General features: G+C 40.1%; 22 protein-coding genes and 1 pseudogene. All 23 read right to left on the bottom strand.

Going from position 1 to position 20176, the window contains the following annotated elements:
• Positions 1 to 18 precede the first annotated feature (18 nt).
• Positions 19 to 1326 carry a ribosome biogenesis GTPase Der gene (gene der / locus BUB66_RS00780; RefSeq protein WP_073253214.1) on the bottom strand — a complete coding sequence of 436 codons (1308 nt, stop codon included), beginning with the start codon at positions 1324 to 1326 and terminating at the stop codon, positions 19 to 21.
• The gene (locus BUB66_RS00775; RefSeq protein WP_342039301.1) at positions 1323 to 2471 is read right to left on the bottom strand and encodes a DUF512 domain-containing protein; all 1149 of its coding nucleotides are present in this window, start codon (positions 2469 to 2471) and stop codon (positions 1323 to 1325) included. The genes der and BUB66_RS00775 overlap by 4 nt, the downstream gene beginning before the upstream one ends.
• 39 nt (positions 2472 to 2510) lie before the next feature.
• Positions 2511 to 2660: pseudogene (locus tag BUB66_RS12685) on the bottom strand (PDZ domain-containing protein); the annotation flags it as partial.
• Between the two features lie 87 nt (positions 2661 to 2747).
• The gene (locus BUB66_RS00770) at positions 2748 to 3209 is read right to left on the bottom strand and encodes a DUF3189 family protein (RefSeq protein ID WP_073253208.1); all 462 of its coding nucleotides are present in this window, start codon (positions 3207 to 3209) and stop codon (positions 2748 to 2750) included.
• A gap of 12 nt (positions 3210 to 3221) precedes the next feature.
• Complete coding sequence (locus BUB66_RS00765) at positions 3222 to 3659, bottom strand: DUF3189 family protein (protein ID WP_244269706.1); 438 nt, start codon at positions 3657 to 3659, stop codon at positions 3222 to 3224.
• A 114-nt stretch (positions 3660 to 3773) separates the two neighbouring features.
• A complete protein-coding gene (spoIIP, locus tag BUB66_RS00760; RefSeq protein ID WP_073253203.1) occupies positions 3774 to 4940 on the bottom strand; it encodes a stage II sporulation protein P in 1167 nt (388 codons plus the stop codon).
• The gene (locus tag BUB66_RS00755) at positions 4937 to 5572 is read right to left on the bottom strand and encodes a DUF1614 domain-containing protein (protein WP_073253200.1); all 636 of its coding nucleotides are present in this window, start codon (positions 5570 to 5572) and stop codon (positions 4937 to 4939) included. The genes spoIIP and BUB66_RS00755 overlap by 4 nt, the downstream gene beginning before the upstream one ends.
• Before the next feature lie 99 nt (positions 5573 to 5671).
• Entirely contained in the window at positions 5672 to 6334 is a 663-nt protein-coding gene (gene phoU, locus BUB66_RS00750; RefSeq protein WP_073253197.1) for a phosphate signaling complex protein PhoU, read from the bottom strand.
• Positions 6335 to 6357: 23 nt separating this feature from the next.
• The gene (gene pnpS / locus BUB66_RS00745) at positions 6358 to 8025 is read right to left on the bottom strand and encodes a two-component system histidine kinase PnpS (RefSeq protein WP_159431487.1); all 1668 of its coding nucleotides are present in this window, start codon (positions 8023 to 8025) and stop codon (positions 6358 to 6360) included.
• A gap of 62 nt (positions 8026 to 8087) precedes the next feature.
• On the bottom strand, positions 8088 to 8786 hold the full coding sequence (locus tag BUB66_RS00740; protein ID WP_073253192.1) for a response regulator transcription factor: 699 nt from the start codon (positions 8784 to 8786) through the stop codon (positions 8088 to 8090).
• A 12-nt stretch (positions 8787 to 8798) separates the two neighbouring features.
• Entirely contained in the window at positions 8799 to 9611 is an 813-nt protein-coding gene (pgeF, locus tag BUB66_RS00735; protein ID WP_159431486.1) for a peptidoglycan editing factor PgeF, read from the bottom strand.
• 10 nt (positions 9612 to 9621) lie between these two features.
• A complete protein-coding gene (locus BUB66_RS00730) occupies positions 9622 to 11322 on the bottom strand; it encodes a radical SAM protein (protein ID WP_073253186.1) in 1701 nt (566 codons plus the stop codon).
• A gap of 90 nt (positions 11323 to 11412) precedes the next feature.
• Positions 11413 to 11673, bottom strand: a complete 261-nt coding sequence (locus BUB66_RS00725) for a YlmC/YmxH family sporulation protein (RefSeq protein WP_073253184.1) — start codon at positions 11671 to 11673, stop codon at positions 11413 to 11415.
• Positions 11674 to 11753: 80 nt separating this feature from the next.
• Positions 11754 to 11945: a hypothetical protein gene (locus tag BUB66_RS00720; protein WP_073253181.1), complete on the bottom strand. Its 192-nt coding sequence runs from the start codon at positions 11943 to 11945 to the stop codon at positions 11754 to 11756.
• Between the two features lie 16 nt (positions 11946 to 11961).
• The gene (gene sigG / locus BUB66_RS00715; protein ID WP_073253177.1) at positions 11962 to 12735 is read right to left on the bottom strand and encodes an RNA polymerase sporulation sigma factor SigG; all 774 of its coding nucleotides are present in this window, start codon (positions 12733 to 12735) and stop codon (positions 11962 to 11964) included.
• A 75-nt stretch (positions 12736 to 12810) separates the two neighbouring features.
• Positions 12811 to 13503 (bottom strand): RNA polymerase sporulation sigma factor SigE, encoded by a 693-nt coding sequence (gene sigE / locus BUB66_RS00710; protein ID WP_198409327.1) that lies wholly within the window; start codon positions 13501 to 13503, stop codon positions 12811 to 12813.
• A gap of 50 nt (positions 13504 to 13553) precedes the next feature.
• Positions 13554 to 14453, bottom strand: a complete 900-nt coding sequence (spoIIGA, locus tag BUB66_RS00705) for a sigma-E processing peptidase SpoIIGA (RefSeq protein ID WP_073253172.1) — start codon at positions 14451 to 14453, stop codon at positions 13554 to 13556.
• A gap of 142 nt (positions 14454 to 14595) precedes the next feature.
• Positions 14596 to 15666: a cell division protein FtsZ gene (gene ftsZ / locus BUB66_RS00700; RefSeq protein WP_342039300.1), complete on the bottom strand. Its 1071-nt coding sequence runs from the start codon at positions 15664 to 15666 to the stop codon at positions 14596 to 14598.
• The gene (gene ftsA / locus BUB66_RS00695; protein ID WP_073253168.1) at positions 15666 to 16889 is read right to left on the bottom strand and encodes a cell division protein FtsA; all 1224 of its coding nucleotides are present in this window, start codon (positions 16887 to 16889) and stop codon (positions 15666 to 15668) included. The genes ftsZ and ftsA overlap by 1 nt, the downstream gene beginning before the upstream one ends.
• 81 nt (positions 16890 to 16970) lie before the next feature.
• Entirely contained in the window at positions 16971 to 17318 is a 348-nt protein-coding gene (locus tag BUB66_RS00690; protein WP_073253166.1) for a small basic family protein, read from the bottom strand.
• A 1-nt stretch (position 17319) separates the two neighbouring features.
• The gene (locus BUB66_RS00685) at positions 17320 to 18048 is read right to left on the bottom strand and encodes a DUF881 domain-containing protein (RefSeq protein WP_073253165.1); all 729 of its coding nucleotides are present in this window, start codon (positions 18046 to 18048) and stop codon (positions 17320 to 17322) included.
• A gap of 19 nt (positions 18049 to 18067) precedes the next feature.
• On the bottom strand, positions 18068 to 18733 hold the full coding sequence (locus BUB66_RS00680) for a cell division protein FtsQ/DivIB (protein ID WP_159431485.1): 666 nt from the start codon (positions 18731 to 18733) through the stop codon (positions 18068 to 18070).
• 140 nt (positions 18734 to 18873) lie between these two features.
• Complete coding sequence (gene murA / locus BUB66_RS00675) at positions 18874 to 20136, bottom strand: UDP-N-acetylglucosamine 1-carboxyvinyltransferase (RefSeq protein ID WP_073253161.1); 1263 nt, start codon at positions 20134 to 20136, stop codon at positions 18874 to 18876.
• Positions 20137 to 20176: the final 40 nt, after the last annotated feature.

Genomic DNA, 20176 nt, shown 5'->3' with positions numbered 1-20176 from the left:
CTATTATTTCCTTAAATTTTATTTATTTCTACTTTTTAATACTACCGGAGTTCCTTCAAAACCGTATCTTTCCCTCAATTTATTTTCGATATACCTAACATAAGAGAAATGTAAAAGCTCCCTATCGTTTACTGTAAGAACAAACGTTGGCGGTTTGATACCGGTTTGCTCTATTGAATATATCCTTAACCTTCGTCCTTTTATGGTTGGCGGAGCAACCATTGATGTAGCATCTTCCAGCAGTTCATTTAATGCAATTTTATCTATTCTAAAGGTATATTGGTCCATGACAAATCGTATCAATTCCAAAATTTTGTTAACCCTTTTTTTCGTCTTAGCAGAAACAAAAATAACAGGTGCATACTGGATAAACGCTAATTCCTCACGAATATTCTCGGTATACCTGTAGATGGTTTTATCGTCCTTTTCCACCAAATCCCATTTATTCACCACTATTATAATGCCTCTTCCACTTTCATGAGCTATTCCGGCGATTTTTTTGTCCTGTTCGGTTATTTCCTCTGTAGCATCCAGAACCACTAAGGCTATATCAGCTCTTTCTACCGCTTGAAGTGCCCTCAAATGACTGTAAAATTCGATGTCTTCTTTTATCCTGCTTTTTCGTCTTAGGCCTGCCGTATCTATCAGTACCATCTGTTGCCCTTCGTACTTAAAGGGTGTATCGATGGCGTCCCTGGTTGTACCCGGAACGTCGCTAACTATCACCCTTTCCTCTCCTAGCAGAGCGTTTACTAAAGAGGATTTCCCTACGTTAGGTCTTCCGATTACAGCCACTTTTATTACGCTTTCATCGTATTCAGGCTCTTCACTTTCCCTCATAAACTCCACTACCTTATCTAACAAATCCCCTACATTAGAACCGTGAAGGGCGGAAATAAAAACGGGCTCACCTAACCCTAACCGGTAAAATTCGTAAAGCCCGGTTTTCATGGAGTAATCATCTACTTTATTTACAACGGCAATTATAGGCTTCTTACTTTTTCTGAGAATATTCGCTACTTCTTCGTCTGCAGGCAAAAGTCCTTCCCTTGAGTCCATCAAAAAAATTATGAGATTTGCGCTCTCTATAGCAAATTCTACCTGCCGCCTCACCTGGGCAGTCATCAAATCCGTTGCCCCCGGTTCTATCCCGCCTGTGTCTACGATGGTAAATTTCTTCCCCTTCCACTCGACCACCGCGTAAATTCTATCCCGAGTCACCCCGGGTTTGTCATCGATAATAGAAATTCTTTTCCCTACTATTCTATTGAATAACGTGGATTTCCCCACATTCGGCCTTCCCACAATTGCCACAGTAAAATTCATAACTCTACCCCCAAATCCTTTCCCAAAATTTTTTCGAGAAAATCCCTTCCATCTATTTTCACCACGGCTACCTTAACATGAAGTTTTTGTTCCACATCCTGCACAGAAAGTCCGTCCAAGAAAACCTTACCATCTTTTAACATGACTTCAGGCACGAGCAGATTATACAGATGTGCTTCATCAACCAACCTCTTTTTTAATTGAGCAACCAAATCCCTTCCTGTAACCAATCCAGCTACAGTAACTGACTCTCCGAAAAAGTCATTCCTTATTGGACAAATTTCAAATTCAAGATTCTCAACGCGTCTTAGAGGCGATAGGACCTTCTCCAGAAATCGGAAAGCCGAAATGCCGGTGGCTATCTTAACTCGCCTTTTTACGGGAAGGGAAAGGGGCACCTCATTCATCAGCTCAGTTAACTGGTCTCTTAGCAGCGACACCATTCCAACACCGTTTTCCCATTGAGGAAAATCTTCATAAGTTTCGGCAGGAGGAAATTCTTTTTTTGCTATTTCGTAAAATTCATCGGCTACAAAAACGAGTCTTGTACCGAAGCGCTTAAGATTTTCTCTCTGCAATTCTTCTACCCTCTCAGTAATTTCTTGTGCCTCCTTTTGAGTAAAACGCCTAAGAGGATAAAGTCCCTTGCGGTATTTGGTTATACCCACCGGCACTACTGCAATTGATTGCATCGACGGATAAAGAGAAAAAAGGTCTTCTAAAGTCCTTTCAAGCACATCTTTGTCGTTTACTCCAGGGCAAAGTACGATCTGAGTATGAAAAAAAATACCGTTTTCCTTTAAAAATTTCAAACGATCCATTATCTTCTCAGCAGCTTTATTTCTCAGCATTGTCTTCCTTACATTGCCGTCGGTGGCATGGACCGAAATGTAAAGGGGAGACAACCTCATCGAAATAATTCTATCTAAATCTTTATCCTGCAGATTCGTAAGTGTTATATAAGTTCCTTCTAGAATCGAAAGCCGGTAATCATCATCTTTAATATATAACGAAGGCCTCAAACCTTTCGGCATCTGGTCAACAAAACAGAAAATGCATTTATTTTTGCAGCGCATAATTTCATCTATGAGGGGATTTTCAAACTCGATTCCCAGATCTTCATCAAAATTCTTTTCTATGGTCAATACCCGCTCCTGTCCTTCTTTTGTTTTGATCCGGATATTTAATATTTCATCGGTTATAAGAAATTTATAATCGATTATGTCTTTTATATTCTGATCATTTATCTTTAAAATTTCGTCGCCCTTTTTAAGACCCGCCTTTTGTGCTAAACTTCCCTTTTTTACTTCTCTTATTACTATCTTCTTCAACTTTGCCTGCCCCTCTTTTCAAAATGTTATCTGCTTTTATTACCTGCTGTCAATTATATTATCGCGGAATCAGGAGGGCAAGTCAAGGTATTATAATAGACCCAATGATTTTTTCACCCCGTTTACTAATTTTACAAACTCAAAATACTTTTCCTGAATTCCTTTTACAGTGAGGGGCCTTCCGATTGTTACAAGGCCTATTCTCCGAGAAAGAATTCCTCCTATTTTTGTTTTTAAATTCACCAAAGGAATTGTGTCGATAAAGAAAATATCCTTTGTTTCAATTTCGTTGTGTCTTAGAAAACTCAATATTGCATTTTTAACAAGCTGCCTCTGGCCAGTCATTCCGATTATATAGACATCTACTCCTTTTTTGTCTTTTCCCATAAAAAAAGGAGTTCCAATTTCGAACGAATCAGTCTTATCGTAATGCGGCAGGTTTTCAATCTCTTGGACTTGAGGAACTCTGTCCTCAGGAAGCCAGCCGAGATGTATGGCTGCTGCAACCACCGACGAGTGTGCGCTTCCGTAACAACAGTAAAATATTTTCATTCCATCACCTTTTTAAGCCGACTTTTTAATACTTTCCACTAAATCCCTCAGTTTTCTAAAACTTTTTCTGATTCCCGTCATCAGGAAGAAATTACCCGCGCGTTTAAGGTTAAACCTCCGCAAAATAAAACATCCCGTGGCAAAAAAGACGTTTCCGAAGGGCAGCAAATCTACAAACACCACTGACGTTTCTCCCATATTGTAAATTCGCGCAATGCCTTTTAGCGCCTTTTCTACAATTCTACCCGCTTTTTTCGAGCCCATTATGTAAATTTTACGCCCCGATTCATCCTCACCAACAAAATAAAGCTTCCCCCATTGGTCTTTCCCTAAATTTCCGAAATAAGGCAGATTTGTAATTTTTCCTGAATCGAATTCCTTCATGAGACCAAGATGCAAGGCGGCAGCCACCGCTGCAAGGTAGCTGCCGTAATAACAAGAGTATATCACATTATTCAAAGGCTATTCCTCCATTAGTGTCTCACTATCACGTAAGTACCTTTTCCAGGTCATGGACCATGCCTGAAAGTATGCGGGCAATATTAACCACCTCTAATCAGCCGCTCAGCTTTCGTCCCTCTTACTACCATTGCCGTCATCTTTTTTTCCGAGCCTTATGTTTCCCAAGAAGTTAGCAAATTCGGAACTTAAAAACCGTCCTATTTTGCTGGAAAGCTCCTTCCATCCACCGGTGCTGATGAGCATATAACCTATAAAACCTAACGCTCCAATGGCTACGATGCCAAGAAGACTTCTCAAAACACTTCCTCTTTCTCCGGGAATCTGGGTGGTACTTCCACCTCCCGGTGCGGCTTTCTTCTGATAATCCGTCCCGTAAAGAGTTGTGGCTATAACATCGGCAAGTATTTGCACTCCATCCTGGGCTTTTTCCCTGTAATTCGTGTAGGTACCTGCTTCGATAAGGATGGTTCGCGGAAAGAGGTCCTGATTGTAGTTCCCTTTTCCGTAAAAAATACCTTTTATCAAACCTGGATATTTTTTATCGGCCACAGCTTTTATCTGCCAAGCAAAATTGTTTATGGTCTTCATCTGAGGATTCTGTCTGCCCACCACCAGTTGGACTTTGGCCACTGGCTGGCCGTTTACATGTCCTGTATATTCCTCGGCAGGCACGGCATCCCTGTGTATATCTAAAATAGCGTCAGGGTTTTGCTTTAAAAGTTCCATTGCGGTTCGGCGAGACCTCTCATAAGCGGCAGCATCGTGGGGATCGTGCGGACGTTCTGAATGCAATACGGTAATTCCTCTCTCTTCTAGGGCCTCCTTTAACGCCTTGCCCACCTTAAATATTCCACCATTGTAAGGTATACTGGCCTTTCCATCAGTAGGCACGTAGGATTCGTCACTGTGGGTATGGTAAATAGCCACCTTTTTTTGTTGTTCGGCATAATAGGATGTAGACATAGCACTTTTTTGGTGGTTTGACAGTTGTAATTCTTTCAAAACTTTTTCAAGATCAATTTTTTCCTTAAGTACAGCATATCCCTTGTCCCCTTCAATCCTTATAATTTCGTAAAGATTGTTTTTTTCATCCAAATATTGGTCCCCGACGTGGATCATTCTTGCTGTAGCAAAAATCTTCTTGTTGGTTTTTTCATCGTATATTGTAAAGTAGCCATCCGTCCTTTCGTCATTTGCAAGACAAAACTGCGGAAATACTACAGACAACAGCAAAACCAAAAGAAAAGCACAAAGTCTGCGAAATTTCATTTTTCATCACCTTCCTTTTCTTTGTCGGCTTTTGATGTCCCTCCCTGGAGTCTTTCTCTTGTTTCTCCAACTAGTTCACACAGTGCAACTCCTATAACTCCTGCAATAACTGCTGCATCGAATACTCCTGCTCCTCCTATAGAGGTCTTTACGGGCTGTCCGGTAAGGCCAAGAGCGTAAATAACATCGGAAATCAATATACCCATTACTCCTGCAACGAAAGCTCCCCGCCTGGACCTGCCGAAAATATACGCTATCAATCCCGCAAGAATTGAAAAAACAATCAAAGGGTCCATTAACATGGTTTCCGGCTCAGCAGGTAATAGCCGCCCTCCTATATATACCGCAAGCCCTGTCAATAAGGCTGCTATTATTGCTCTCACTTTTTCCTCATTTTCATCGCAAGTAGCTATAAGGTAGACACAAAGGCCGATCGGCACAAGACCGCCCCCTATGTTTATTGAAAGCCCCATGCCGAGTGGTATATCAGGCAAAAAAGTACCTACGGCCATGGCTCCTATGAAAAAGAGGGCCATCTTATCGGATATACGCATTCTGTCCAGAATTCTTTGCAAAAGCCCGAAATATATCAGCACTGCCAGTACCAGCAGTAAAGTAACTCCTAACGGCATCCATTTCACCTCTTTCAAAATTTTTCTTTTTTATCTTACCCAAGCTTTCTTCATTTATTCTGAAGCAAATGAAAAAGCAGCCTGCCTGGCTGCTCAAATTTAATCGTTTAATTCTTTTTTTTCACCTGTAACAACATATATTATCCATTCTCCCAAATTTGTAGCGTGGTCTGCAATTCGCTCCAAATACCTTCCTACAAACAAAAGTTGGGTCGCCTGCAAAATCGTATTCGGGTCCTCCATCATAATAACTAAAAGTTCTCTGAAAATTCTAGAATAGAGTTCATCTATTTCGTCGTCGGCATCGCACACTTTCTGGGCTGCCGCTATGTCTTGATTAATATAGGCATCCAGCGCGTTTTTTACCATCTCGCATGTAAGCTGAGCCATCTTGGGTATATCTATCAATGGTTTGATGTACTGCTGGTTTAAAAGCCTTATCGTAGTTCTGGCAATATCAACGGCATTGTCCGACATTCTTTCCAAATCTGTAGCTATTTTTACTCCAGTAAAGACAAATCTGAGGTCCTTTGCGAGTGGATGTTGCCTTGCAATGAGTTTGACACACTTGTCTTCAATCATATACTCCATGTTATCTACTATATCGTCATCTTCAATAACTTTCTGAGCCAATTTCTCATCTTTCTTTACAAGTGACTCTACAGCATTGTAAATCTGCTGCTCCACTATACCCCCCATTTTCAGTATATCTTGCTGGAGTTCTTCTAACTCCCGGTCAAAGCAGGGCCTCATCGTCGCCATTCGTCCTTCCCCCTCATCCTTAGTTAAGCTTTTTTCAAAGTAAAGATGAATTTGCTCCCTTGATTTACCTTGCTTTCGACTCTTATATCCCCACCAAAGGCTTTCACAAGATGTTTTACGATAGCAAGCCCTAAACCACTTCCTCCATTTCCGGCCGCGCGATGTTTATCTACTCTGTAAAACCTTTCAAATATTCGCGGGATGTCTTTCTCAGGTATACCCCTACCATTGTCGCAAACCCTGAACTCTACCATATCCCCTTTCGATTCTGCTTCAATCCAAACATTTCCACCATTTGGCGTGTATTTTACTGCGTTATCCATAAGATTGACAAAAATTTGTCTTAGCCAATCCGGGTCTGCTTTAACCTTCGGAAGTTTTTCCTGGAATTTTTCGTAATAGGCCAAATCCTTTTCCCTCAACCTGTTTTCAAAAATCACTCCGACTTCCTTTATAATTTCCTGCGCACAAACATCTTTAATATTAAGCCTTATTTGATTCATTTCTATCATAGAAAGGTCTAACATGTTATCTATCAACCTGCAAAGTCTTCCCACCTCTTTCTCTATTATTTTCAAAAACCTCTTGGCCAAAGCCGGATTCTGATAAGCACCGTCATTTAGTGTTTCTACAAACCCTCTTATCGATGTGAGTGGTGTTTTGAGTTCATGAGAGATATTACATATAAAATCAGTGCGCATCTTCTCAATACGTTTTATTTCTGTCAAATCCTTCACTACAACTATACAGCCTGCAGTTTTCTCTCTTTTATCTTTAAAAGGTATTATACTTGCTTTCAGGATCTTATCGCTGGGAAGTAAAGTTATCTCTTTATAAACAGGTATCCCCAGGTTTATGGCCTTATTTACCGCTTCATTGAGCTCGTAGTGTCGGACTACACTGATAAGTTTTTTACCAACCGCTTTTTTTGCATCCAAATTTACGATTTTGTTGGCTGAGGCATTAACAAATATTATCTTGTTTTCATCATCAACCAATAAAACCCCATCTTCCAAGCTTTCTAACAATTCATTCATCAGGATTTTGTTTTCTTCGTTCTCTTCCATGGTCACTCTGAGTTTTTTAGCAAGCAGATTTAGCTCCTTGCTCAACTTACCTATTTCGCTTTGTGAATTAACATGCACCGTCCGCGAAAAATTTCCATTGGTGAAATTCCTAGCTACATCAACCATAGTTTCAAGGGGTTTTATCAAGGAGGAGACCCTCTTCCATATGAGGGTAGAAAGTAACGCTCCTAAAAAAATAAAAACAAAAAATAGCAGATTTACTTTTACTATATTAGCAATGTCTTTGGGCAACAGACCAACTATTACAGCCCAAGCCGTTTTGCTTTCAGATGCTACAGGCACTGCCGCGCGAAATTGTCGTAATACTACTATCCGAACTACACCTTTATCCACATATTTTTTGCCATTTAAAACAGCTTCTAAAGGTAAATCCTCAAGTTTGATTTTTCCTGATGAAGCCATTACGTTTCCTCGACCATCTACAATTACCAGAGCTTTCGAAAACCGGGAGCTAAACATCGCCGTCATTTCTTGCACTTCCTGATATCTAGCAGAATTCAGAGATCCCTCTATGGATGAAGAGATAAAATCTGCCTCAACAATTAGATTGCGCCCTATATTTTCAATGTATAAGCTGTTTAAAACCCCAAAGACTAAAGACAACAAAGCTAAAACCATCATAGTTAAAAGCCAGTTCCAAGTGAAGTGACTTTTTAACAAAAAAATCACTCCAATTCATCAAACTTATAACCTACACCCCTTACTGTTTTGATGTATTTTGGATCTTCAGAATTTTTCTCTATTTTCTGCCTAAGATGTCTTATGTGCACATCAACGGTCCTCGTATCTCCTAAATAGTCGTAGCCCCATACGTTTTCAAGGAGATATTCTCTAGTAAAGACTTTACCCGGGTTGGAGGCTAAAAGCTTTAATAGCTCAAATTCCTTAGGTGTAAAATCTTTTTTCTCCCCGTCTATAAACACTTCGTGTCTATCGACATCTATTACCACAGGGCCTGCTTTTATTAATTCTCTAGCTCCATCTCTCTTATCGGTTCTTCTGAGTACTGCTTTCACTCTTGCCACCAGTTCTCGCGGGCTGAAAGGTTTGGTTATATAATCGTCAGCCCCCATTTCAAGACCTAAAACCTTGTCGATTTCGCCTGTCTTAGCTGTAAGCAGTATTACAGGTATATCTTTGGTTTGCATCTTAAATCTTAAAGCGCGGCAGATTTCCATTCCATCTATACCCGGCAGCATTATATCCAAAATTATAAGGTCCGGATGCTCTTTTTCGATAAGTTTCAATGCTTCATGGCCATCCGATGCAGTAATTACTTCATATCCCGCACTTTCGAGGTTGAACTTCACAAGTTCTACTATAAACGGTTCATCGTCGACGACCAGTATCTTTGCTCCTCCCATTATGAACACCCCTCATTTTAATTCGATAACTGCCGCCAGACTCCCTGTCACACCCTTATCTCGCCGGTACGAATAAAAAAGGTCTGAACAACAATGGGTACAAAGTCCGCTCACCGTAATGTTTTCGGGGTTCACTCCCATATCTTCAAGCTGCATTTTATTGGCTTTTACCAGGTCCAGCAGCCAGCGGCCGTTTCCTTTATATTTAACCAAGGTTTTCCAATATTCAAAAGCATCTTTAAATTTTTCCACTACGTTGTCATCTACTTCATAACAACTGCCGGCAATACACGGGCCTATACCGCAAAGCAATTTTCCCACAGGGGTATTAAAAACTTCTATCATCTTCTTAACAGTCTTCATACCTATCTTTTTGACCGTTCCGCGCCATCCCGCGTGAACAAGTCCCACAGCAGGAGTTATCGGATCTAGTAAGAAAAGCGGAACACAATCCGCATAGTAAGTCACAAGAGCAACTTCTTTTTCTCTTGTTATAAGTGCATCTTTACCGGTAATATCAGATTTAATCAGAATTCCCTTACCTCTGTCCTCTTTTCCTGCAACATAAATCTCGCTCTCGTGGACCTGATTGGATGCCACCAGATTTTCCATTTTAATACCTACCGCATCACAGAAAACTTCATAGTTTTTAAGGACAATTTGCCTGTCATCTCCTTTGTTAAATCCCAAATTTAGACTCTCACAATGGTTTACGCTAAATCCACCCCTTCGAGTAGAGAAAGCGTGCCTTACAAGACCTGTTTCTTCAAATGAAGGAATTATTAAAAATTCCACGTCACCTTTCTTCCTCAATTCAAAACCCATTTCAACCACCTTACTTTGCACATATCCTGCATACACTGCATACATCCTCGGTACACCTTCGCGTAGTTCTCCCTTCTTTCGCTTTTTGGTACTCTTTTATAAAATACTCCTTTGAAAGTCCTACATCTATATGATCCCACGGGAGCACCGCATCGAGGGGAAATTCCCTGTGAGCGTAATATTCTACGGTTTTACCATCGACTTCGAAACGTTTCAATGCTGTTAAGTTCCCTCCTAATCGGTGAACCCGATAGAGCAACTTAGCAATGTCACGATCCCCCCGTGATAGTGCTGCCTGTACCTGGGAAATTCGCGGACTTTCGTATAATATCCTTATTCCCTTGGGTTTCAGGTTGCTCTGTAGCTTTTTTATTTTACCTTCCAATGAAGTAGGGTCTTCCATCCCTATCCATTGAAAAGGGGTGAATGGCTTTGGAATAAAAGGATTAACACTTACAGTAAGAATGCCATCTTTATTCTTCCCTTCTGCCATTATTTCTCTGACCTTTATCAAAAACTCAATCATTTCTTTAATATCTTCCTCGGTCTCTGTGGGCAATCCTATTATATAGTAAAGCTTTATATTTTTTATTCCATAAATTTCAGCCAATTTTACAGCATCAAGTACATTCTCTTCAGTTATGCCTTTGTTGATAACATTTCGCAGCCTCTGAGAACCAGCTTCTGGTGCAATTGTAAGAGTTTTATGGCCGCTTGAAGAAAGCCCTTCTATGAGCGTTTTGCTCAAAGAATCGGCGCGCAATGATGAAACGGAAAATTTAATGTTATTTTTAGCAAACTCTTTTACTAATTCATCTATTCGGGGATAATCAGATACGGCAGCACCTACCAATCCTACTTTTTTGCCAAGTTGTGCCGCAAATTTTGCTCTCTCTATTATCCTTTCCAACTTCCTTGCCCTGGGGATACGGTAACAATATCCCGCCATACAAAATCTGCAATTTCGACCACATCCTCTTGAAAGTTCAATGAGAAACATATCCTTAAACTCGGTATTAGGAGTAATTACAACCGTCTCGGTAGTAAAAGCATCAAGGTCTTTTACCCATCTTCTTTTAATTTTTAGTGGTGCAGGAGGAGTAGCCTTAAATTCTTTAACTTCCCCTTTATCTCCATATCTCACCTCGTAAAAAGCCGGAACGTAAACCCCTTTAATTTGAACTATCTTTTCTAAAATATAACTTTTTGATCGCCCAGCATTTTCTCGAAATGTATCCAATATCTCGTGTATAACTTCTTCTCCCTCTCCTATCACGAAAAAATCTACAAAAGGCGAAAGGGGTTCGGGATTGAATGTAATCGCAGGACCTCCAGCCATGACTATCGGATTTTCCCTTTCGGATGCAAATAAAGGAATGCCTGCATCATCCAATATTTTTAACATGTTGAGGTAATCCATTTCAAAGGACACCGAAAATCCTATTATATCGTATTCAGATAGCGGCTTTAAAGCTTCTATGGTATATGGCGGAAAACCTTTAAATAAAAACGCCCTGTGACCCAGCGAATCCATCCTGGAATTGATCTCGCGGTAAATGGCCTGAAATCCAAGATTGGTCATCCCAAGTTCGTAGGCATTGGGAAAAACCAATGCCACGTTTATCGGCACCGAACCAAAGCTTTTTTCCGGAACGAGGTTGATTTCCTGTTCTTTCAACTTTTCCATCTTGAAGCGCAATTTCCAGTTCATATCGTCTTTTGTTTCCTCCCTCTACCTAAAATTATAATGTTTTTTTAAAAAAATAAAAAGGCTCGACAAAGCCTCACTTAAAAATTCTTTTCAGTTTCCCTTTTTCGGTTCGGTGAAATCCGAAAGTTCTATGAGTATTACATCGCTTCCTATTTTTTTTATTTTTTCCCACGGAATTATGTAATCTCCGCCCTTGCCGAAAACGCTGAAGATTTTAGCCGGAGCTGGCACTATGATCGCCCGTATGCGCCCCTCTTCTACGTCTATGTCAAGATCACTAATGAATCCCAGTCTCTTCCCATCAGTTATGTTTATTATCTCCCTCTGCCTTAAATCTGAAGCTTTTATCACAGCCATCACTCCTTTTTCACTATTATTTATATTCACTAGAAAGAAAAAATGTAAAAAAAAAAAGGCTCAAAAAAGCCATATTAATTTACTTCCATCACCATTTTCTTGATTCGTTCTTTTTCCATTACGAATTTAAGCGGTTCAACATTATTAATGTAGACAAGGTTTTTCATATTGTAAGCAACAATTGCTCTACTGCCCAAGAAATAGTAAGAACAAAAAAGGAATACTACTGTCAATATAACTATAAAAACCTTCTTTGTCGTTTCCATAATAGCTCACCCCAGACTAAATGTACTTTCTCAGATGCTTTAAGGCTGCCTTCTCAAGCCTGGATACCTGTGCCTGAGAAATTCCTATTTCTTGTGCTACTTCCATTTGAGTCTTTCCTTCAAAAAATCTAAGCGTTAATATCATCTTTTCCTTTTCATTTAATTTTTGCATTGCTTCTTTAATAGCAATGCTGCTTATCCAATTTTCATCATTATTCTTGTCGTCACTTATCTGATCCATGACAAATATAGGATCTCCGCCATCATGATAAATTGGTTCAAACAAAGATATGGGCTCCTGAATCGCATCCAATGCCATCACTATTTCCTCAGCAGGCACGTTCATCTCTTTTGCTATTTCATCAATTGAAGGCTCTCTAGAATTTTTGTTTACCAGTGAATCCCTGACTTGTAGCGCTTTATATGCTACATCCCTTAGAGATCTGCTGACCCTTATTGGATTGTTATCTCTAAGATACCGCCGTATTTCTCCTATAATCATTGGAACGGCGTAAGTTGAAAACTTTACGTTTTGACTTAAGTCAAAATTGTCTATGGCTTTCATCAAACCGATGCATCCGACCTGAAAAAGGTCGTCGACGTATTCACCTCTATTGTTGAATCTCTGAATAACGCTCAGCACCAATCTCAAGTTTCCGTGTATGAGCTTTTCCCTAGCTTCCTTATCTCCCTGCTTGACTTTTATAAAAAGTTCTTTCATCTTGCTGTTGGATAGAACAGGTAGTTTGGAGGTATTAACACCACATATCTCTACTTTGTTCAAATTCATAAAATATCCCCCTGTCTTTCCAATACCTCATTTAAATTTTTGCCACAGGGGGACGTTTTTATTCGCTTTTTTTAATTACATCATTCTAATTATTTCCTTTTTTAATCTTTTAATTATTCTTTTTTCTAGTCTGGAAATATACGACTGTGAAATTCCCAAAAGCTCGGCCACTTCCTTTTGGGTTTTTTCTTTTCCATCGTTCAACCCGAACCTGAGTTCCATTATACACCTTTCTCTCTTAGATAGACGCTTTATGGCTGCATCCAAAAGCTCCTTTTCGACCTCCTCTTCTATACACCTGTAAATCATATCGCTATCGGTTCCTAAAATATCCGAAAGCAGGAGCTCATTCCCATCCCAATCAACATTTAGAGGTTCATCAAAAGATACCTCGCTGCGGTTTTTATTATTCCTTCTTAAATACATTAATATCTCATTTTCTATGCACCTGGAGGCATAAGTCGCAAGTTTAATCTTTTTTCGAGGATCAAAGGTATTAATTGCTTTTATTAGTCCGATTGTTCCAATCGATATAAGGTCTTCTATACCTGCACCGGTGTTCTCAAACTTGCGGGCAATGTAAACCACCAGCCTTAAGTTCCTCTCTATTAATACATTTTTTACCGACTCCTCCCCCATTTCCAGTCTATTTAACAAAATTGCTTCTTCCTCGCTGGAAAGAGGAGGTGGGAGTGTTTCACTTCCACCTATATAATAAATGACTCCTTTCTCAAGCATACCTAATTTTAGTAATATTTTTATAATCATTACCTTAAAATTGAATCCTCCCCACATTGACTCTCCCTCCATTTAAATTTCTATGCAATTAAAGATTCGGGACTCAATAAGGCTTCATAATTACCTCCGGGAGAAAGTGTAAAGTTACATACTCCTAGCACTACATTGTCAGCTTCGTAAAACCTCTCATCCAACAAAACACAAATTCTATCCACTTTTAATCCCATCATTATACCTTTATTTTTTCCGATAGAAGTGAAAGGAATGATTTTAATGCGCTTCGCCCACGAAGAATGCAAAATTAATTGCTCCAACTCTTGAACGCTCTCTAGAATATCGCCTTTCAGACACCTTCTTATTTCTTCGGGCAAAAATCGTTCCACTGCTGGATACTCCACTATCATCACTGGATTACCGGAAAGTGGATCTTTTAGATCATTGCCCGTATCCAGTAAGGCTCTTATTTTTAACTGTTCCCCGGCAATATAAATTGTTACTGGCACAACCAATGAACTAATCAATAGCCTTTTATAAATCACCGACCATGCCAATCTAAAGAATATAAATAAAAAGGCAAAAGAAACAAGTAATATCCACCATGGCACGTAAATATTATTTACTAGGAGGTCTTGCGAAAATGCATCGCTATTTTTTATTAGGTAAAATAAAGCAAAAGCGCCACCTCCTACCATGAACGAAACAAAATAAAGAAGGCTTAATGCTCTTAAAAACTCTGGTAAGGTTAAAGGATAAAATGCAGTCAAAACCATCAAAATAGATAAAAATATTTTACCGGGCATGGTGTTCGAAAATTTACCGTTTATAAAAAACATATCTAAAAGGAAAAGGTTTCCCAAAAGAGCTGCTATAACCAACCTAAACCTTTTGGCCCTAAATTTTAGTATTAATTTTACCAGATAAAGTATTGCAAGATTCATTATAAAATTTATTGCGAATATTACATCCAAATATATTACCATTATGGATTCCTCCAGCCATATTCAGCCTAAATAAATTTATATTCAGATTATCCTCTTTTTATGATTTAATGATAACACAGGCCATTACAAAAAATTGTCACTTTCTGATCTGCCCATAAAAAAAGAGCGCCATTTTGCGCTCTCATTTTTTCCTGCTTTTTCGAAGAAATGCAGGTATGTCAAAATCTTCTTCGTCAAAAGGTTCAATTCCAAATTCATCTTCCTGCTTTGCCGGTTTTTCCTTTTGTTCAAATCCTGTAGCTATAACAGTTATCCTTATCTCATCCTGTAGCTTTTCGTCGATAACCGCACCAAATATTATGTTGGCATCTGGGTCAGCCGCCGACGCTATGTACTCGGCAGCTTCGTTTACTTCCAAAAGTCCTAAGTTGGAGCTGCCTGTTATATTCAATAGGACGCCTTTCGCTCCTTCTATAGACGTTTCTAAAAGCGGACTTGAAACTGCCTGTTTTGCAGCCTCAATAGCCCTGTTTTCGCCACTCCCTCTACCAATCCCCATATGAGCCAAGCCGGTATCCATCATTATTGTCCTCACATCGGCAAAGTCCAAGTTTATAAGGCCAGGAACAGCTATTAGATCTGAGATACCCTGTACACCCTGCCTCAGGACGTCATCGGCAATGCGAAAAGCTTCTATAATCGAAGTTTTCTTTTCTGCGATGGTAAGCAACCTGTCGTTAGGAATTGTTATAAGAGTATCAACACAATTTTTGAGATTGGCTATACCCATTTCCGCGTGAGCCATTCGCTTTTTGCCTTCGAAGCTAAAGGGCTTTGTCACGACGCCAACAGTTAATATCCCAAGGTTTTTGGAAATTTCTGCCACCACTGGGGCCGCTCCCGTTCCTGTACCGCCTCCCATACCGGCGGTTATGAATATCATATCAGCTCCTTTTAGAGCTTCTTCTATCTCGGTTCGGCTTTCTTCTGCCGCTTTTTTCCCGATCTCAGGGTTAGCACCTGCACCAAGCCCCTTTGTCAATTTTTCGCCTATTTGAATCTTTTTATCGGCCTTTGACAAGAAAAGGGCTTGAGCATCGGTATTCACAGCTATAAACTCTACTCCCCTTAATCCTGCTTCTATCATGCGATTTACGGCATTGTTACCTCCACCACCTATTCCGATCACTTTTATGTTGGCGAATTGTTCCATTGCCACATCAATATCTAGCACCTTATGACCCCCTTCCATTATCCTAAAAAGTATTCGCGCAATATACGCTTCGCCCTTTCAAAAAAACTTAAAGCGCTTTTATCCCTAACTTCATCCCTATCCCCGAAAGACCTGTTTTTTGAGCCGTAGTAAAGCAGTCCCAGCGCTACCGTAAACGTATGGTCAAAGCCGTACATGTCAGTCCTTGCAACCCTTACAGGAATCCCCAACATCTTCTGCGCTATTTCAAGAGCCCCCCTCAAGTGCAAAAGACCGCCGCCACATAGGACTACTCCGGCAGCCAGCATTTCCTTGTAATTTACTGTTTTCAATTCTTTGTGAATTAGCGATATGATCTCCTGAACCCTGGGCTCAATAATCAAAGCTAAGTCTCTCTGAGAAATTCTTCTTGGAGAAGCTTCCCCGATGCTGTGTATCTCTATTTCTGGTTTGTCGGACGCAAGGCTTGCTGCAGCGCAGGCGTATTTTCTCTTTATTGCTTCTGCTTGAGAGTAAGGCAAGCGAAGGCCAATGGCAATATCATTGGTGACATAATCACCTCCAAGCGGGATGAGATTGTAAAGTTCAATATTTTCTCCTCTAAAAACCGTAATTTCAGTTGTTCCTGCGCCTATATCGACTAAAGCTACTCCCATATCAACTTCGTCCTCGCTTAGAAGAATCTCCTTCGCAGCCAATGATTTTAATATCAAACCTTCTACTTCTAATCCCGATTTTTGCACACATCTTATTACGTTTTGAATGGTCGTGAGCTGCCCTGTTATTATACTAACTTCAACTTCAAGGCGGGTTCCAATCATGCCGACAGGATCCCTTATCCCATCGCAACCATCTACTATAAACTGCTTCGGTATTACTTCTATAATTTCCCTATCAGGAGGTATAGCAATAATCCTTGAAGCCTGAATTACCCGTTCCACATCGTGAGGTTTGATTTCTCTGTCGCTTCGCGGTATAGCAACAATGCCTCTGTTATTCACTATGGTCACATTTGAACCCGAGATCCCAACTAAAACGCTATCGATTTTAGTGTTGGACATCTGCTGCGCTTGCAGGACAGCTTCACTTATACTTCGAACCATTGCTTCAATATTTACTATATTTCCCTTCTTTATCCCCGTGCTGGGCGTCACTCCATAACCTATAATATCTATTTCACCATTTCGGGAAATTTCACCAATCATACAGCATACTTTGGAACTGCCCAAGTCAAGACTGGCCACTACACTGCTCCTTGCCAAAGCTCCACCTCCCTCCCACGGGCAGGTTCCAATAATAAATTCCACATTAAATCGTAGGTTTCCTTTTTTTTCTACAAATTTTTATTCATTTTTTCTAAAAAACCTATCAATCATGTGACGCCTGATAATAGCCAAGTTCTGGAATATCCTTACGCCGAATGCGAATATAGCCGCCATGTATATAGGAATACCCAATTTATCTCCAAGAAAGGCTAGGAATCCTGCAAGAAGGGCATTAATAAAAAATCCAGTTATAAAAATATTTACGTCAAAGTGTCCTTCACTTAAAGCCCTCAAGCCTCCAAATACAGAGTCTAACGCTGCAAGGATGGCAATTGAAGCATAAGGAGCATAACTCATTGGTATATCTATGGGAACAAATAATCCCACCAAAATACCTAATATGAGTCCTATAATTGGTACGAGCAATTCATTCACCTGCCTTTACAGGCTTAAAGTACTCAAATTTGATCGGCCCAGCATAGGCCGGCATTATAATCTTATCCTGTTTCTTTATACTCACTTGAATGCCGAAGACTTGTAAAGACTCTATTATTCCACCTCTCATTCTCAGCGAACTTTCTAAGTTCTCAGGATTTCCTATTGCCTGTATCACAAAAGGTGGAGCCATCCTGACTGAGTTTATCATTATAGTCGGTCCTACACATCTTATCTCCGAGGTTGCAATAATCCTTTGATTGTTAACAGATACAGCTTCAGCACCAGCCGCAAAAAGCTCATTTACAACCTTTAAAATATCCTCATCATGGATTAAAAACAAATTAGGGTCCTCACCTGCCTGCTTTGGCAGATTGCTGTCGTTAAGCGTTATAACTATTCCAGGCCCTGTTCCTTCCACAAGTCCAGCAGCTATGCGGGCTTTTTCCAGCTCCCTTTTCATCGCTTCGGTAACCTGACTAACATTTGCAGCCGAATCTTCATATTCTTCTAGTCTTTTCCTCATTTCCGCAAGCTCTTCCCTCAATTTTTCCCTCTCATCCATTACAGTTTTCAGCTCTGTCGTAAGTTCTTGTATTCTTTGTAAAGATGTCATCGCACTTCCGCTTTTTTGAGTGCTTCTAAACTGAGCCACCAGCATTAGTCCTAGTAAAAAACATACAAGTGCGATAAGAATATGGCCTTTTAACTTATAGCTCATGAGATTTCCCCCTTTAACATCAAAAGGCTTTAAACACAGGTGCCCCCTTGCTTAAATCTATTTGTCCTTTATCTATACCCCTTTCCCTCAAATCTTTCAGCACAGATTCCATAAGCAAGAACTTTTCTTCCTCTAAGTCTTTTTCTTTTAAGTATATTTGAAATCCATCAAGAGTATAAATAAAAAAAGTTATTTCCCCTTCCTTGTTATCCAGATGGATTTCGGAGAGCTCTGCTCTCATAGGTAGCAGGTATTTTAAGGCTTTTTTTAGGCCTTCCACTACATCTTGTCTTTTATTAACTATAATGGGTTTTGCCTTTTCAGGCTTGGTTATCTCTATACCCGTTACAATCGGAATTCTAAGGCCATCTAAATCAGCCTGCATTTTTACTACATAACATGCCGGGTCAATTAAGACAAATCCTCCAAGATAGGGTATGGCAGCCATAACTTCCCTTTCCTTGACTCTCACGATAATCGTCCCCGGCAGCCTTAGTTTCACTTTAGCTTCCTCGACAGGGAGCACTTGTTTTATTTCCTCGCTTATTAATGCCGGTTTAACCATAAAAGTATTTTTATCCATATAGCGACTTAGCAGCTTCAGGACCTCTCCATCCGGTATGCTGCTGTTGCCTTCTACCGCAACCTCTTTTATTTTAAAAAAAGAACTTGTTGTGGCCAGCATTATTGTAATTATACATAAAAATATAGCCAACCTCAATAGTGCTTTATTATCAATTTTCCTTTTTCTTCCATAGTCAATTCGCATTCTTTCTTTCCGCCCATAAACTGACATGTCCAATCTTCTCCGACAAAAAAAGGATTTTAATTTAACCGTTCTATATTTGCGCCCAATGTCAAGAGATATTCAGAAAATTTTTCGTACCCTCTATCGATAAAGGATATCCCTTCAACTACGGTCTTGCCAACAGCCGCAAGACCTGCTATTACAAGTGCTGCACCCGCTCTTAAATCTTTTGCCTCCACCACAGCCCCAGTCAATTTTTTTACGCCTCTTATTATCGCCGTATTGCCGTTTAATTTGATGTCTGCTCCCATACGCCTGAGCTCTTCTGCATGTTTAAAACGATTTTCAAAAACAGTTTCCGTTATTATTGATGTCCCTTCTACCGTAGAAAGCAAAGCCATCATGGGAGCTTGCATATCGGTTGGAAAACCCGGATATGGGAGTGTCCTAAGGCTATCAAGCGCCTTTAAAGGTTTATCTACCCAAAGTTGAACTCTGTCCTCCAAAGTCCTAATATTACATCCCATCTCTCTGAGTTTTGCAAGAACAGGTTCAATGTGTTCAACTATGACGTTTTCCAGAACTATATTTCCCCGGGTGGCAGCAGTAGCAACAAGGTACGTCCCTGCTGCTATTCTGTCTGGAATTACCGAATAATCATCTACTTCATTTAAATCTTCTATCGCACAACCTTCTATCTTTATGGTATCAGTCCCCGCACCTTTTACATTGCATCCCATTTTATTCAAATAATTTTGAAGGTCCACTATTTCGGGCTCTTTTGCTGCATTCCTTATTGTAGTCCGGCCTTCCGCCAAAACTGCCGCCAGCATCAGGTTTTCCGTTGCGCCCACACTCGGAAAATCCAGATGTATGTTTGTACCTTTTAATTTATCAGCTTCTGCGTAAATAAAACCGTGGCTTTCGCTTATATTCGCTCCCAATGCCGCAAACCCTTTTAAATGAAGGTCGATAGGCCTAGGACCTATCTCGCAACCTCCCGGGTATGACACTTTAACCTTTTTGTATCTCCCAAGAAGCGGACCCATTAAAATGATAGAAGATCTCATTTTTCTCATTAAATTTTCGGGCACTTCCCATATATTTACATTACTGGTATCTACAGTTAGCTCGTTTCCGGTAAGCGAAACTTTCGCCCCTAAGACCTTCAATATTTCTATCATGACGTGGACATCTTTTATATCCGGTACATTTCTGATGCGATTTTTGCTTCGATTTAGTATTGTAGCTGCCATGATTGGGAGACTCGCATTTTTAGAGCCCTGAACTTTAAGGCGGCCAGAAAGCTTTGACCCCCCTACAATTACACAAGCCCCCACAAAAAATTCACCTCCGGTAGTTTAACCGGCTTTGTTGTCC

This window comes from Caldanaerovirga acetigignens (assembly GCF_900142995.1).
Lineage (GTDB): Bacteria > Bacillota > Thermosediminibacteria > Thermosediminibacterales > Thermosediminibacteraceae > Fervidicola > Fervidicola acetigignens.
This window is presented reverse-complemented; position numbering and strand designations above follow the sequence as displayed.